Source organism: Rhizobium sp. YTU87027 (assembly GCF_050644135.1).
Lineage (GTDB): Bacteria > Pseudomonadota > Alphaproteobacteria > Rhizobiales > Rhizobiaceae > Rhizobium.
In genome coordinates this window covers 2,636,721-2,649,883 of the sequence record NZ_CP098440.1, presented here as the reverse complement: position 1 = coordinate 2,649,883, position 13,163 = coordinate 2,636,721, and the positions used below count along the sequence as shown (strand labels likewise).

Here is a 13,163-nt window from a genome sequence, read left to right as displayed (position 1 = left end):
GCTATGCACTACCGTGGTCTTGCTGTTTTGATTTCACTGATCTGTCTTCCCACCTCGGCTGTCGTTGCCCAAGAGGGCGATGTTGCGGCCGGGGAAACCGTATTCAAGAAGTGTGCCGTCTGTCACATTGCCGATACCGACAAGAACAAGGTCGGACCGTCGCTGAACCACGTGTTCGGCCGAACAGCCGGCACGCATCCGGACTTTGCGTATTCGCCGGCGATGAAGGCGGCGGGCGCGGCTGGATTGGTCTGGGACGAAGCGACTTTGCGCGATTATCTTCACGACCCAAAGTTGAAGGTTAAGGGTACGAAGATGGTGTTCGTCGGGCTGAAGGACGACGGCGATATCACCAATTTGATCGCTTATCTCAAGCAATTCTCGAAATGAAATCAGTTTATTAAAGCCTCGCTGACCGTCCGGTGAGATCGAGTTCGTGCCATTGCCGTGACGCTTTGTTTGTGAGATAGTCCTAACGTAAGTGCCAACGGATTGCGGGTAATTTCTGCAGCCGTAGAGCGCTTGGGAGGAACGCATGGTTGTCGTGCTGGTTCTCGTTTTGGTCGTTGTCGGCTCGGTGGCATTCCACCTGTTCAGTCCGTGGTGGTGGACGCCGATCGCTTCGAACTGGACCTATATCGACCACACCATCATCATCACGTTTTGGATCACCGGCACTGTCTTCGTCGCGGTGATTTCGTTCCTGGCCTATTGCATTTATCGCTTCCGTCATCGTCCCGGCAGCAGGGCGGCTTATGAGCCGGAGAACAAGCGCCTCGAATGGTGGCTTGCGGGCAGCACCGCCCTCGGTGTGGGTGCGATGCTCGCGCCTGGTCTCGTTGTGTGGCACCAGTTCGTGACGGTTCCCTCAGATGCCGGCGAAATCGAGGTCGTCGGGCAGCAGTGGTTGTGGAATTTCCGGTTGCCGGGCGCCGATGGCAAGCTCGGCAGGGCGGACAATCGCGCGGTGACAGCCGACAATCCGCTCGGCGTGATCAGGAACGATCCGGCAGGACTCGACGATATCATCATTTCAGGCGGTGAACTGCATTTGCCGGTCGGCAAGCCGGTCCGTGTTCACCTGCGCTCGGTCGATGTGCTGCATGATTTCTACGTTCCGGAGTTCCGGGCGAAGATGGACATGATCCCCGGTTCGGTCACCTATTTCTGGTTCACGCCGACACGCACGGGCACGTTCGAAGTGCTGTGCGCTGAGCTCTGCGGTGTTGGACATCCACAGATGCGAGGAACAGTCGTGGTCGATGAGGCAGACGCCTATCAGGCGTGGCTTTCACAGCAACAGACGTTCTCGCAGCTGATGGCAGCAGTTGAACCGGCCAAGTAGGCCGGCGTTACGGCCGGGGGAGCGGCCGTGATGGGAGGAGGAAGGAAGGCATGCGATGGTTGATATTCCAACCAGTGCCGGCGACGTTATCCCGCCTGCCGAAGTGGCGGATGTCGAACTCTATCATCCCAAGAGCTGGTGGACAAAATACGTCTTCAGCCAGGATGCCAAGGTCATTGCCATCCAATATTCCATGACGGCGTTCGCGATCGGCTTCGTGGCACTGGTCCTGTCGTGGCTGATACGCCTGCAGCTTGGCTTCCCCGGCTATTTTTCCTTTATCGACGCCGATCACTACTATCAGTTCATCACCATGCACGGGATGATCATGGTGATCTATCTGCTGACCGCGCTCTTCCTCGGCGGCTTCGGCAATTACCTCATTCCGCTGATGGTCGGCGCGCGCGACATGGTGTTCCCCTACGCGAACATGCTGAGCTACTGGCTCTATTTGCTCGCCGTCATCGTGCTTGTCTCGGGCTTTTTCGCACCAGGCGGACCGACGGGTGCCGGCTGGACGCTCTACCCGCCGCAGGCATTGACATCAGGCACGCCGGGCGGGCGCGACTGGGGCATCATCCTGATGCTGTCTTCGCTGATCATCTTCATCATCGGCTTCACGATGGGTGGATTGAACTATGTCGTCACCGTCTTGCAGGGACGGGCACGGGGCATGACGCTGATGCGGATGCCGTTGACCGTCTGGGGCATTTTCACCGCGACCGTCATGGCATTGCTTGCTTTCCCGGCACTTTTCGTCGCAGCCGTCATGCTGTTGTTCGACAGGCTGCTCGGCACGAGCTTCTTCATGCCTGCGATTGTCGAAATGGGGGAACAGCTGAAATCCGATGGCGGTAGCCCGATCCTGTTTCAGCATCTCTTCTGGTTCTTCGGCCATCCGGAAGTCTACATCGTCGCGCTTCCGGCATTCGGCATCGTCTCCGATCTCATCAGCACCCATGCACGCAAGAATATCTTCGGCTACCGCATGATGGTCTGGGCGATCGTGATCATCGGGGCGCTGAGCTTCGTCGTTTGGGCACACCACATGTATGTCAGCGGCATGAACCCGAACTTCGGGTTCTTCTTCGCCACGACAACATTGATCATCGCCGTGCCGACGGCGATCAAGGTCTATAATTGGGTATTGACGCTGTGGCGGGGTGATATCCACCTGACCTTGCCGATGTTGTTTGCCATCGGTTTCATCGTGACCTTCGTCAATGGTGGGCTGACCGGGCTCTTCCTCGGCAATGTCGTGGTGGATGTGCCGCTGTCCGATACGATGTTCGTGGTTGCGCACTTCCACATGGTCATGGGTGTGGCGCCCATTATGGTGGTCTTCGGCGCAATTTATCACTGGTACCCGAAGGTTACCGGGCGCATGCTCGACGAAGTTCTCGGACGGATCCATTTCTGGATTACGTTTGTCGGCGCCTACGCGATCTTCTTCCCCATGCACTACGTGGGACTGGTTGGCGTGCCGCGCCGCTACTTCGAGCTTGGCGACACGGTTTTCATTCCGCCGTCGGTGCATACTCTGAACATGTTCATTTCGGTGGCAGCGCTTGTCGTCGGCGCGGCGCAACTGGTGTTCCTGTTCAATGTCGTCTGGAGCCTGTTCCATGGTCGCCTGGCCGGCGGCAATCCGTGGCGGGCGACGACCCTCGAATGGCAGACGCCTCAGACGCCGCCTACCCATGGCAATTGGGGCAAGGACCTCCCCGTCGTCTATCGCTGGGCCTATGACTACAGCGTACCTGGCGCTCCCGAAGACTTCATACCCCAGAACCAACCGTCAATGGCCGGATTGTCGAGGGCGCCGGGATGAGTGTGGTTCTCGTCTTTCTCGCGGGAATAGCTGCGATCGTCATCTGGTGGATGTCCGGGCAAAGGCTGATGTCGAAGCCGTGGATGGAGGTCGGCACCCTTGATGACATCGAGGGGCAGGCGAAACCGCCGATCCCCGCTGCCAAGATCGGCCTCGGCATTTTCCTCGCCGTGGTTGGCGCGCTCTTTTCGCTGTTGGCCAGCGCGTATCTGTCGCGGATGGGAGGCGCCGATTGGTGGGCGATTCCCATTCCCCGCCTTCTTTGGGCGAACACGGCGGTCCTGATTGCCAGCTGTGCGGCGCTTCAGTGGTCTGTGGTTCAAGCGCGGCGCGGTGCGGATGATGGTGTGCGACAGGGGCTCGACGCGGCACTAGCGACCGCGGTGCTGTTTCTTTCGGGGCAGATCGTCGCCTGGCTGCAGCTCGTTGCAGCCGGGTATGTGCTCGCCGATAACCCGGCAAACAGCTTCTTTTACATGCTGACCGGGCTGCATGGCCTCCACATTCTCGGCGGGCTGGTGGTGCTGACGCGAACCCGGGTGAGATTGCTCGCGGGCGGCCCTGTTCCGTCCGCCAGGCTGCGCCTCGGCATCGAACTCTGCGCCACCTACTGGCACTTCATGCTCGTCGTCTGGCTGCTTCTCTTCGCGCTCTTCGCCGGCTGGGCAAACGACTTCGTCGACCTCTGCCGTCAACTCGTTTCTTAAGGGGTGGACGATGGCTGAATTGACCCGAATGGAAACTGACGACGTAACCATGGGGCCGCCCGCCGGTCTGCGTGGAGTGGCGGCCGACTTTGCCTCGGACCAGCGGGCGTTCAAGAATGTCTCCTGGGGCAAGGCCATGATGTGGATCTTCCTCCTCAGCGACACCTTCATCTTCGGCTGCTTCCTGCTGGCCTACATGACAGCCCGTATGTCGACGCCGGTTCCATGGCCCAATCCGAGCGAGGTCTTTGCGCTCAATATCGGCGGACAGGAGATCCCACTGATCCTGATCGCGATCATGACCTTCATTCTGATCAGCAGCAGCGGCACGATGGCCATGGCCGTTAACTTTGGTTATCGCCGCGAGCGCGGTAAGACGGCTGCCTTGATGCTTCTCACCGCCGCGCTCGGTGCCACCTTCGTCGGGATGCAGGCGTTCGAGTGGACGAAGCTCATCACCGAAGGCGTGCGTCCCTGGGAAAATCCGTGGGGTGCGGCGCAGTTCGGATCATCCTTCTTCATGATCACCGGTTTTCACGGGACGCACGTAACCTTTGGCGTGATCTTCCTTTTGATTACGGCGCGCAAGGTATGGCGCGGGGACTTCGATACCGGTCGGCGCGGCTTCTTCACGAGCCGCAAGGGCAACTATGAGATCGTCGAGATCATGGGCCTCTATTGGCACTTCGTCGACCTCGTCTGGGTTTTCATCTTCGCCTTCTTCTATCTGTGGTGAGGTCGCAATATGGCACAGGCACAAGCGCATTCCGGCCAACAGCATCCGATCCGGCTCTATCTCGTAGTTTGGGGATTACTGTTCGTCCTCAGCACCTTCTCCTATCTCGTCGATTATCTCGGCATTCAGGGCTACCTGCGCTGGACGCTCATCATTGTCTTCATGATGCTGAAAGCCGGGCTGATCGTTGCGATCTTCATGCATATGGCGTGGGAGCGGCTGGCGCTCGTCTACGCGATATTGCTCCCGCCGCTGCTCGTTGTCATTTTCGTGGCGATGATGGCATCCGAGTCGCACTACACGATCTTCACCCGACTTGCCTTCCTCGGTGGGGCCGGTTCCTGACATGGCCTCCTGCTTTGTCTAGGGGAGCAGGAGGTATTCTGCCTGCTCCCTTTGATCATCAGTTACCTGCCTTCCGCGCCGTCTTTACAGCGATCGCCTTGGCGAGATCGTCGCGCTCCTCGCAGCCGTTCGGGCAAAGCGTCGTCAGCCGTGCGAGCTGCTCGTTTGCCTTGGCCATATCGCCGGTCTCGACGTAAAGCTCGCCCAGATATTCCCGGGCCGCCTTGTGATCGGGCTCGAGCTCCAGCGCCTTGGTGTAATAGGTCAGCGAGGTCCTGTAGTCGCCGGTCTTGCGCAGAGTGAAGCCAAGCAGATTATAGACGTCTGCCTGCTGCGTATTCTCCGCAAGGCCGCGAAGCTCGTCTCGCGCCCCCTGATAGTCCCCCGCAGCGATCTTGGCGCGCGCCTGCGTCAAATCTGGCGCATTGGTGGATTCGATATTGTCGATGGCGAAGGCCGGAGCGGCGGTCAGTGCAGAGATCGCGGAACCAGCGGCGGAGAGTGCGTACAAGCCCATGACGCCGAGAACGGCGAAGTTGGCGATATGTCTTTTCATGGCGATAGCCTCCTCAGCCTCTCAGGCCTGGATAGTGGGCGTGAAGCCGTAAGCGTTACCGTCCTTGACGAAGGTGCCGGAGCCCGGAAATGGAAAATGCGAGCCGCAGATCGCGATCCTGTCTGTAATGACACGGTCGATGAGCTTGCGGCGTGTGTCGATCGCCATCGGCCCGTCCTGGTCGTAGGCCCCCTGCCATTCCGGGTGCGGGGCGAGCAGGGCGGGCACATACATGATGTCGGCGGACACCATCAGCTGTTCGTTTCCGCCGTCCACCAGATAGGCGGAGTGACCGGGCGTATGTCCCGGCGCCGACAAGATGCGGATGCCGGGCGCTACCTCGGCGCCGTCCTCGACGAGTTTCCAGTTCTGCCATTTCGGGAACACGTTTGCGATGCGCTGGCCGGCGGCCTTCCTGCTTTCGGCAAGCTTTTCGACGCGGCCTGGTTCCGTCCACCAGTTATACTCCGTTGCGTTGACGATCAGTTCGGCATCGGTAAAGACGGCCGCATTGGTGCCTTTCTCCATCAGGCCCCAGACGTGGTCGGGATGGAAGTGCGAGATCATGATCGTGTTGATCTTCCTGTAGTCGATGCCTGCCGCCGCCATGTTGGCGGGTAGGTGCGTGGCATTCGCCTGCCACTGGCCGACACCCGATCCGGCATCCATCATGATCAGCCGGTCGCCCATTCTGAGGACGACAACGGTGAGCGGGATCGGCATGAACCCGGTCGGCAGGCCGGCCTTGGCGAGAGCCTCCTTGGTGTCTTCGATGGAGGCATTCTTGATGAAGGCCGGGTCGTGCGGTTTTCGCCAGATGCCGTCATAGATGGCGGTGACCTCGACCGATCCGACCCTATATCTGTAAAAACCGACGGTCGGCTCGTCGGCCGTTTCGGCAAAGGCCTGCCAAACGAATTCCAGTTTCGAAGCAAGGCCGAAAGCCGCGCCCGCGGTGGCGGTGCCAAGAACGGTACGGCGTGTCATGGTAAACATCGCAAGTCTCCTCTTGTCGCGTTGTGTGCGCTGGCGGCGGCAGGGCAATGGGTGCGGCCGCTATCAGACAAGATCGGAGGCCTCCCCCGGTTATTCCCGGTATACGGAGAGATCGCCATAAGTCGCTGAAACGGATGGGAGATTTTTTGGATACACGCTTTCCGTGGACGTTGCCTGCAAAAAAACGGCGGCGCGACGGAATAAAATGACGACCGGAGCGATCTATCTTGAGGCATGCGAGCGATCCGATGCGGTCGGCCGAACCCCGAGGAAGACGATGACAGAGGCTGAGATCGCGGATTTCCGTTCATTCGAGAGCCGGCGCCCAGCATGGGGCGGTGGTTGGGTGATCGCCCGTGCCGCGCGAACGTTACCTTTTCTGAAAGCCCTGTCCGCCATGATTGGTATGTCGTTGGAGATGACGCGGCAGCTGCTGGATGCGGCGGTGGCGCGCACGCCTGCCGATACAATGCAACGCTTTCAGAAAACCATCCTCCCGCAGCTTGACGACGCCTATAATTTTGCTCGTTTCCTCAGCCGCGATGCCGATGCCGCGGGCGATATCGTCCAGGAAGCTTTCCTGCGCGCCTATCGGAACTTCAAGAGCTATCGTGGTGGTGATCCGCGCGCCTGGATATTTTCGATCGTCAGGAACTGCTACCGCGCCTGGCTGCTCGACGACCGCCAGAAGGCCCGTTTCGAGGTGCCGATGGCCGAGGACGCCTGGGCCGGCGAAGCGGATTCCGCGACTTACCAGATTGCATCCGACGATGACACGCCGGAAACGTCCGTCATCCGTAAGAGCGAGTCGGAACGCGTCCGGCAGGTCATCAGCGATCTTTCCGATCCGATGCGGGAGGTGTTGGTGCTGCGGGAGCTCGAAGGCCTTTCCTACCGGCAGATCGCCGAAGTCATCGACGCACCGATCGGCACCGTCATGTCCAGGCTTGCACGGGCGCGGGAGGAGTTCGGCAAGGCCTGGATGACCATGGAGAAGGGCGGGGGTGGCGCGCCATGAGCGATGAAAGCCAAAAAGGCTGCCCCGAGTGGAGCGACATGCTGCATGGTTTCGTCGATGGCGAGCTCGATTCGATCCATTCGGCGCAATTCGAGGCGCATCTTGCCGGCTGCGCCTCATGCAGCGCCGCGCTGGAAAGGGTGACCGCGATGCGGGAGGTCATCGGCGAAGGCGGGGTCAAATGGCGGATGCCGGAAGAGGTGCGTTCGCGAGTTCTTGGCAGCCTGTCGCTGGAGAATGCCGCGAACTCGGAGAAGTTGGTTGCGGCTGAAGACGGCATCTGGGCGCAGATTTTCCCATTCATCCGACAATGGAGTCTTGTGCCGTCGCTTGCGGCGCTGGCAGCGAGCGTCTTCCTTTTCGTCAATCTGCCGCGTGGGGTAGATATCGAAGATCAGATCGTTGCCAGCCATGTCCACTCATTGCTTGCCGATCATCTGGCTGATGTGCAGACCTCGGATCGGCACACAGTCAAGCCCTGGTTCAACGGCAAGGTCGACTTCTCGCCGCCGGTCGTCGATCTGGCGGTGCAGGGGTTCCCCCTGATCGGGGGCAGGGTCGATTACATCGGCGGAAGGGTCGTCGCGGCGCTTATCTACCGGCTCCGCGGCCACGTGATCAATCTGTTCATATGGCCGGGTGCGCTGACGACACAGGGCAGCGCGGAACGCGAGGGATACAATATCAGCGAATGGTCGAATGGCGGACTGGTTTTCTGGGCGATATCCGATGCCAGTGCCGAAGATCTTGCCGTATTCCGCAAGAATTTCACCGCGCAAGCCGGCTTGGCGCCCGAAAAGGAGCGTCCCTGAAACGAAAACGCCGGCAGGAGCGATCCGGCCGACGCCTAACACGATACTTCCTTTGCAGGCATCAGGCCGAAAGCTTGGCCAGAACCTCTTCGTCCACTTCGAAATTGGAGTAGACGTTCTGGACGTCGTCATCGTCTTCCAGGCTGTCGATGAGCTTCATCAGCGACAGCGCCTTCTCCTCGTCGACCGGCACGTTGTTCTGTGCACGCCAGACGGCCTTGACGGTCTCGGCTTCGCCAAGCGAGCCTTCGAGGGCCTTGGCGACTTCACCGAGAGATTCGAAGGCGGTCGTGATGTAGTGGCCTTCTTCATCGGTTTCGACGTCGTCGGCACCGGCCTCGATCGCAGCTTCCATCACCTTGTCTGCATCGCCGGCGGCAAGCTTGTAGATGATTTCGCCGACGTGATCGAAGGAGAAGGAAACCGAGCCGGTTTCGCCGAGTGCGCCGCCTGCCTTCGTAAAGATCGAACGGACGTTCGACGCGGTACGGTTGCGGTTGTCGGTCAGGGCTTCGACGATGATCGCCGTGCCGCCCGGGCCGTAACCTTCGTAGCGGACCTCATCGTAATTCTCGCTGTCGGCACCGGCTGCCTTCTTGATGGCGCGGTCGATGTTGTCCTTCGGCATGGACTGTGCCTTGGCGTTCTGGATCGCCAGGCGCAGGCGGGCGTTCATCGAAGGATCGGGCAGACCCGCCTTGGCGGCAACGGTGATTTCGCGCGCGAGTTTGGAGAACATTTTCGACCGCACGGCATCCTGACGGCCCTTGCGATGCATGATGTTTTTAAACTGTGAATGGCCAGCCATGGCACCCCTGTTCACGTCCTATTGTCGGAATGGGCCGCCTTATAAGAGTGAAATCGGCCGCATTCAAGGGAAAACGGCTTCGTTCCGCCTCTTGCTCATGTATCCGGAAGTGCGGAACAAAGCTTGAAAGTTGACGTTTCAAAGTACGGACCCTCGAAACGGAAGGAAGTGCCATGGCTAGTTTCAACGAGGCGCGGGAACATCCGGCACGCCAACTCTGGGATCAGGTGAACGACATTCATGCCGGTATGTTGGGGATAGACGGCGTGGATATGCATATGCAGCCGATGGCCCCGCATGCCGACCCGAAGACCAACACGATCTGGTTCTACACGAAGTCCGATGCAGGGATTGTGCGTGCGATCAAGCCGGGCACGCGGGCGCATTTCTGCGTCGTTGGCAAGGAGCACGACTATCACGCCTGCCTTGCCGGTAAGATCGAAGTGCGTCCCGACTCATCCAAGATCGATGAGTATTGGAACTCCATTGTCGCCGCCTGGTACGAAGATGGCAAAAAGGACCCGAAGCTGACGATGCTTGCAATGCATGTCGACGACGCCGAGATCTGGGTTTCGACGAGCAACAAGCTCAAGTTCGGCTGGGAGATTGCCAAAGCCAATCTCGACGATGACAAGATGCCCGATGTCGGCATCAGGCAGCACCTGCAGTTCGCTTGAGAATAGCTGACCGGCACGCTCCGGGTCTTTTACTGCATTGCCTTCGCGACATAGATCAACGGCTTTTTCGGCAAGGTGCGCAGTGATACCGAAATCGTGTTCGTCGGCGCGTAGCTGATATCGAAATCAGGTCCGAACATCGACAGGAAGCTTTGCAGCGGCCGCGGCTGATGCATCGGGAGGATCAGCGAGGCACGCAGCCGCTTGATGACGCGGCTCATGCTGTCGGAGCCCATCGTCAGGCCACCATCCACCGGAACCATCACGACATCCAGCCTGCCGATCTCGGTGTAGTGGGCGTCCGTCAATTCGTAATGCAGATGGCCGAGGTGACCGATGCAGAGACCGGCCACCTCGAAAATGAAGATCGAGTTCCCATCCCGCTGCGGCGCGCCGAAGCCGCCCCTGATATCCGTGGTGACATTGCGGATGTAGGTATCGCCAACGACGAGATCGATCTTGGCCTTCTCGCCCGGTACGTCGCTCCATCCATGCAGCACATATTTGATGGCCGGGTCGGTCACCAAACTATAGTGCGATGAGTGAGCGCGGTTCATGGTGACGACCATCGGCACCTGTGGCGGCGAGTACCAGCCGCTGTAGTCGGTTGCGATCGTTACGCCGCCCCGCGTCTCAATGAGGAAGGTGGAGTGTTCGATGTAGGTCAGCGTGACCGACTGGTCGGTGACGCCGGCGCCAATGATCGGCGCTGGACCTGTGAAACTGGCAAAGGTTGCTTGCGGGATCGATTGGGCGATGGCCTGGCACTGGCTGACGTTTTTTCGCTCCTCCTGGGCGACAGCCGCCTCCGCGGCGACCAAGACTATCAGGCAGGCGATTGCGAAGACAAGAAAACGCGGCTTCATGCCACTTCCTCCAGCGCTCTCACGGGTAAGCTCGGGAGGATGCGGCAAGGCGCCACAGCGGTCCAGTTGAAATCCGGAGCCGCTGCTCACTTTTGCGTCATGCCGGGGAAGTGCCTGAACTAGCGCCAGAACTAGCGCCAGAACTAGCGCCAGAACTAGCGCCAGAACTCCGGGATGGTTTCGGCAAGCCGGGGACCAAGGCGCAGCGGAGCGATCTTTTCAGCGAGCCCGGTCGCATCGGATATCTCGACGCCTACGCCACAGATTGTGGCGGGACCAGTCGCCGCCTCCATACGACCTTTCGGCATCTTGGAGATGAAGCGGTTCAGCGGCTCTTCCTTGTCCATGCCGAGCGAGGAGTCGTAGTCGCCGCACATGCCGGCGTCCGACATGTATGCCGTGCCGCCGTTCAGGATCTGATGATCGGCCGTCGGGACATGGGTATGTGTGCCGACGACGAAGCTGGCGCGGCCGTCGACGAAATGGCCGAAGCACTGTTTCTCGCTGGTCGCTTCGGCATGGAAGTCGAAGATGATCGCATCCGCCTGCTCCTTGAGCGGGCAGGCATCCAGGATCGCTTCGGCGGATTTGAAGGGGTCGTCGAGTTCGGGATGCATGAAGACGCGGCCCATGACATTTGCGACCAGCACGCGCGCACCGTTACGGGCATAGAAAAGACCCGAGCCGCGGCCCGGTGTGCCCTGCGGGTAGTTGGCGGGTCGCAGGAACTGGTCGTGACGTCCGGCGAACGCGACCGCTTCCTTCTGATCCCAGACGTGATTGCCCGTCGTGACGACATCGGCACCGGCGTTGATCGTTTCGAGGAAGATATCCTCGGTGATGCCGAAGCCGCCGGCGGCGTTCTCGCCGTTGACCACGACGAAATCGAGCTTCAGGTCAGAAATAAGGCCGGGGAGGCGGTTCCAGACGGCAGTGCGTCCGGTCTTACCCACCATGTCACCCAGAAAAAGCAGTCGCATTGCTATCCAATCCAAGAGGCAAAAAAGCGCAGCCCGCTTTCCGTCAGAAGGGCGTCCAGGCTGACATCGTGCGGCTCGTCGGGCACATGTGCCACTTCCTGGCAGTCGAATGCAATGCCGATCAGCTTGGGATGCAGGCCTTTTTGCCGCAAACGCTCGATGGCGCGGTCATAATGGCCGGCGCCATAACCGATGCGGTGGCCGCGATTGTCAAAAGCGGAGAGGGGCACCAGCATGATTTCGGGATCGAGTACGGCGGCGTCCGCCGGCGGACCAGACGTGCCGAAGCCTGTGCTGACCAACGGCACGCCGCGCACGAGCTCGCGAAAGGCGATCGTCTGCTTGTCGAGGACGGCGGGCACGCAAAGCCGCGCTCCACGCGCCTGGAACCGCGCCATCAGCGGCCGGATGTCGGCCTCGGAGCGGATCGGCAGGAACCCGGACACGATTGTACCAGGTTCGAATGCGACCGCCTCGCCGGCATGCTCGGCCATGGCCAGGCTCATCTCGATGCGAGTGTCTTCCGGGATCGCGTCGCGCAGTGCGAGCCGGCCGGTACGCATTTCGGCTTTCAGTTCTTTCGGGGTCATGCGGTCCATCACGTTGTTTTCAGCAGACGATAATGGTCTGGCCGATCATTTCAACGGGACAATGCGACCTTTGACCGCCTGCCTGAGCCGATCAGGTCAAATCGTGATGCTGGTTGGTCTGGCAAAGGCGTTGGACTGTGCCTCAAACGAATAGGCGTTCACGCCGGAGGTCTGTTGACCGGTTCTTTCGCGCAGGTCGCGCATGGCCTTGTCCATGAGCTGCCGGACCGCCCGCAGCATGGCCTTGAACTCTTCCATCGTCTTGCGATCTTCGGTGGAGATACCTGCTGATGCCTGCTTTCCGTCTTCGACGATGCTCTGGTAGGCATTGCGTGCCGCAGTTGTACCGTCCGGCTCGTCGGCTTGGGCCGCGCTCGCGTCAGAGCTACCCGAAGACGTCGTTGCGTTTGTGGCTGATGCGTCGGTTGTGGCGTCTGCCGTCGCCGCTCCGGTATCGGCGGCCGTGACGGCTGCATTGGCGGTGGATACCGTGCTGGTCGCGCTGGCAGCGACAGCCGAAGCAAATTCCGCTGCAGCGGCGCTCATCTTGTGGGCAAGTTCGGCCGCCAGTCGGGCGACGACCTCGGGCGGGTAGCCGCCGCTCTTCAGCATTTCGAGTTGCTGCTTGGCTTCCTCAAGCTTTCGTGCCGCGCGGGCCTTGGTGGCTTCGGCAGAGGTCGCCATGCTCTCCCGCAAGCTTTTCTGCGCCTTTGCTGCATTCTGCAATATCTTCAGTCGCGCGTTGGTGCCGTCGGCCGAGGTATTGAGGTTGTCGGTCGAGTAGCTGTTGCGCAGGATGTTGAGCGCTGATGCGGAACCGACCTGCATACTATCCTCCGGATTGCAATATCCGCGGTAGTCTGCAACTTCAGGCTTGCGTGGGCCTGTGTGTTAAC

The 13,163-nt window shown here is 60.0% G+C and carries 16 protein-coding genes; 9 read left to right on the top strand and 7 right to left on the bottom strand.

Annotated elements, in window-relative coordinates; genetic code table 11:
- The first annotated feature begins 3 nt into the window (after positions 1-3).
- The 6 genes from NBG89_RS13195 to NBG89_RS13170 all read left to right on the top strand — a co-directional run bounded on the left by NBG89_RS13195 (position 4) and on the right by NBG89_RS13170 (position 4,964).
- The gene (locus tag NBG89_RS13195) at positions 4-390 is read left to right on the top strand and encodes a c-type cytochrome (protein ID WP_431320341.1); all 387 of its coding nucleotides are present in this window, start codon (positions 4-6) and stop codon (positions 388-390) included.
- Positions 391-535: 145 nt separating this feature from the next.
- Complete coding sequence (locus NBG89_RS13190) at positions 536-1,345, top strand: cytochrome c oxidase subunit II (RefSeq protein WP_431320340.1); 810 nt, start codon at positions 536-538, stop codon at positions 1,343-1,345.
- A gap of 55 nt (positions 1,346-1,400) precedes the next feature.
- Positions 1,401-3,176: a cytochrome c oxidase subunit I gene (gene ctaD / locus NBG89_RS13185; RefSeq protein WP_431320339.1), complete on the top strand. Its 1,776-nt coding sequence runs from the start codon at positions 1,401-1,403 to the stop codon at positions 3,174-3,176.
- Positions 3,173-3,883, top strand: coding sequence for a cytochrome c oxidase subunit 3 (locus tag NBG89_RS13180; RefSeq protein ID WP_431320338.1), 711 nt, complete (start codon positions 3,173-3,175; stop codon positions 3,881-3,883). The genes ctaD and NBG89_RS13180 overlap by 4 nt, the downstream gene beginning before the upstream one ends.
- 10 nt (positions 3,884-3,893) lie before the next feature.
- Positions 3,894-4,619, top strand: a complete 726-nt coding sequence (locus NBG89_RS13175; RefSeq protein WP_431320337.1) for a heme-copper oxidase subunit III family protein — start codon at positions 3,894-3,896, stop codon at positions 4,617-4,619.
- Positions 4,620-4,628: 9 nt separating this feature from the next.
- Positions 4,629-4,964, top strand: coding sequence for a cytochrome C oxidase subunit IV family protein (locus NBG89_RS13170; protein WP_431320336.1), 336 nt, complete (start codon positions 4,629-4,631; stop codon positions 4,962-4,964).
- A 58-nt stretch (positions 4,965-5,022) separates the two neighbouring features.
- Here the strand turns inward: NBG89_RS13170 and NBG89_RS13165 are convergent, their stop codons facing one another.
- Both NBG89_RS13165 and NBG89_RS13160 read right to left on the bottom strand, forming a co-directional pair.
- Positions 5,023-5,520, bottom strand: coding sequence for a tetratricopeptide repeat protein (locus NBG89_RS13165; protein ID WP_431320335.1), 498 nt, complete (start codon positions 5,518-5,520; stop codon positions 5,023-5,025).
- 21 nt (positions 5,521-5,541) lie between these two features.
- Positions 5,542-6,516, bottom strand: coding sequence for an MBL fold metallo-hydrolase (locus tag NBG89_RS13160; RefSeq protein WP_431320334.1), 975 nt, complete (start codon positions 6,514-6,516; stop codon positions 5,542-5,544).
- Positions 6,517-6,793: 277 nt separating this feature from the next.
- Between NBG89_RS13160 and NBG89_RS13155 the strand changes: the two genes are divergently transcribed.
- Together NBG89_RS13155 and NBG89_RS13150 are read left to right on the top strand one after the other, a co-directional pair.
- Complete coding sequence (locus tag NBG89_RS13155; protein ID WP_431320333.1) at positions 6,794-7,534, top strand: sigma-70 family RNA polymerase sigma factor; 741 nt, start codon at positions 6,794-6,796, stop codon at positions 7,532-7,534.
- Positions 7,531-8,346: an anti-sigma factor family protein gene (locus NBG89_RS13150; protein ID WP_431320332.1), complete on the top strand. Its 816-nt coding sequence runs from the start codon at positions 7,531-7,533 to the stop codon at positions 8,344-8,346. Before NBG89_RS13155 ends, NBG89_RS13150 begins: the two co-directional genes overlap by 4 nt.
- A 61-nt stretch (positions 8,347-8,407) precedes the next feature.
- Here NBG89_RS13150 and NBG89_RS13145 read toward each other — a convergent pair whose 3' ends face one another.
- Positions 8,408-9,154, bottom strand: coding sequence for a YebC/PmpR family DNA-binding transcriptional regulator (locus NBG89_RS13145; protein WP_431320331.1), 747 nt, complete (start codon positions 9,152-9,154; stop codon positions 8,408-8,410).
- Positions 9,155-9,327: 173 nt separating this feature from the next.
- On the opposite strand from NBG89_RS13145, the gene NBG89_RS13140 reads away from it, so the two are divergent.
- Complete coding sequence (locus NBG89_RS13140; protein WP_431320330.1) at positions 9,328-9,831, top strand: pyridoxamine 5'-phosphate oxidase family protein; 504 nt, start codon at positions 9,328-9,330, stop codon at positions 9,829-9,831.
- 29 nt (positions 9,832-9,860) lie between these two features.
- Here NBG89_RS13140 and NBG89_RS13135 read toward each other — a convergent pair whose 3' ends face one another.
- The 4 genes from NBG89_RS13135 to NBG89_RS13120 form a co-directional block, all read right to left on the bottom strand.
- Positions 9,861-10,697, bottom strand: a complete 837-nt coding sequence (locus tag NBG89_RS13135) for an MBL fold metallo-hydrolase (RefSeq protein WP_431320329.1) — start codon at positions 10,695-10,697, stop codon at positions 9,861-9,863.
- Positions 10,698-10,852: 155 nt separating this feature from the next.
- On the bottom strand, positions 10,853-11,677 hold the full coding sequence (locus NBG89_RS13130; protein ID WP_016557201.1) for a TIGR00282 family metallophosphoesterase: 825 nt from the start codon (positions 11,675-11,677) through the stop codon (positions 10,853-10,855).
- Positions 11,678-11,679: 2 nt separating this feature from the next.
- Positions 11,680-12,267, bottom strand: coding sequence for a 5-formyltetrahydrofolate cyclo-ligase (locus NBG89_RS13125; protein ID WP_431320328.1), 588 nt, complete (start codon positions 12,265-12,267; stop codon positions 11,680-11,682).
- A 96-nt stretch (positions 12,268-12,363) separates the two neighbouring features.
- Complete coding sequence (locus NBG89_RS13120; RefSeq protein ID WP_431320327.1) at positions 12,364-13,095, bottom strand: hypothetical protein; 732 nt, start codon at positions 13,093-13,095, stop codon at positions 12,364-12,366.
- Between the last annotated feature and the right edge of the window lie 68 nt (positions 13,096-13,163).